We start from the raw sequence: 1415 nt of genomic DNA, 5'->3' as shown, positions 1-1415 counted from the left end.
GGCTCTTTGTCAACTGTAGTGGGTTGAAGAAAAGCTAAGCTCGAGAAAGGACAAATTTCGTCCTTTCTTTTTTGATATTCAGAGCGATAAAAATCCGTTTTTTGAAGTTTTCAAAGTTCCGAAATCCAAAGGCATTGCGCTTGATAAGTTTGATGAGATTATTGGTGGCTTCCAGTTTGGCGTTGGAATAGGGTAGTTGAAGGGCGTTGGCAATTTTCTCTTTATCCTTGAGGAAGGTTTTAAAGACAGTCTGAAAAAGAGGATGAACCTGCTTTAGATTGTCCTCAATGAGCCCGAAAAATTTATCCGGTTCCTTATTCTGAAAGTGAAAAAGCAAGAGTTGATAGAGATGGTAGTGATGTTTCAAGTCTTCTGAATAGCTCAAAAGCTTGTCTAGAATTTCTTTATTCGTCAAGTGCATGCGAAAAGTATGGCGATAAAAACGTTTATAGCTGAGTTTCCGACTATCTTGTTGGCTGAGTTTCCAGTAGCGTTTGATAGCCTTGTATTCATGGGATTTTCGATGAAACTGATTCATGATTTGGACACGCATACGACTCATAGCACGGCTCATGTGTTGGACAATATGGAAACGATCCAACACGATTTTAGCGTTTGGAAAAAGCTGTTTAGCCAAGTCATAGTAGGGGTTAAACATATCCATAGTAATGATTTTCACCTGACAACGAACGGCTCTATCGTAGCGCAGAAAGTGATTTCGGATGATAGCTTGTGTTCTCCCCTCAAGAACAGTGATGATATTGAGCTTGTCAAAATCTTGCGCAATAAAGCTCATCTTTCCCTTTGTAAAGGCGTACTCGTCCCAGGACATAATCTCAGGGAGGTAAGAAAAATCAGACTTAAAACGGAAATCATTGAGCTTACGAATGACAGTTGAAGTTGAAATAGCCAGCTGATGAGCAATATCGGTCATAGAAGACTTTTCAATCAATTTTTGCGCAATTTTTTGGTTGATAATACGAGGGATTTGGTGATTTTTCTTGACGAGAGAGGTTTCGGCGACCATCATTTTTGAACAGTGATAGCACTTGAATCGACGCTTTCTAAGGAGAATTCTAGTAGGCATACCAGTCGTTTCAAGATAAGGAATTTTAGAAGGTTTTTGAAAATCATATTTCTTCATTTGACTTCCGCACTCAGGGCAAGATGGGGCCTCACAATCTAGTTTAGCAATGATTTCTTTGTGGGTATCCATATTAACAACATCCATAATTTGGATATTAGGGTCTTTAATGTCTAGTAATTTTGTGATAAAATGTAATTGTTCCATATGATTCTTTCTAATGAGTTGTTTTGTCGCTTTTCATTATAGGTCATATGGGACTTTTTTTCTACAACAAAATAGGCTCCATAATATCTATAGGGGATTTACCCACTACAAATATTATAGAGCC

The 1415-nt window shown here is 38.0% G+C and carries 1 protein-coding gene; it reads right to left on the bottom strand.

Going from position 1 to position 1415, the window contains the following annotated elements; translation table 11 throughout:
• Window positions 1–34: 34 nt before the first annotated feature.
• Window positions 35–1291, bottom strand: a complete 1257-nt coding sequence (locus DSY56_RS11610; RefSeq protein WP_112445816.1) for an ISL3 family transposase — start codon at window positions 1289–1291, stop codon at window positions 35–37.
• Between the last annotated feature and the right edge of the window lie 124 nt (window positions 1292–1415).

Origin of the sequence: Streptococcus sp. 596553, from assembly GCF_900411395.1 — a bacterium.
In the GTDB taxonomy this organism is placed as follows: domain Bacteria; phylum Bacillota; class Bacilli; order Lactobacillales; family Streptococcaceae; genus Streptococcus; species Streptococcus mitis_BA.
This window is presented reverse-complemented; position numbering and strand designations above follow the sequence as displayed.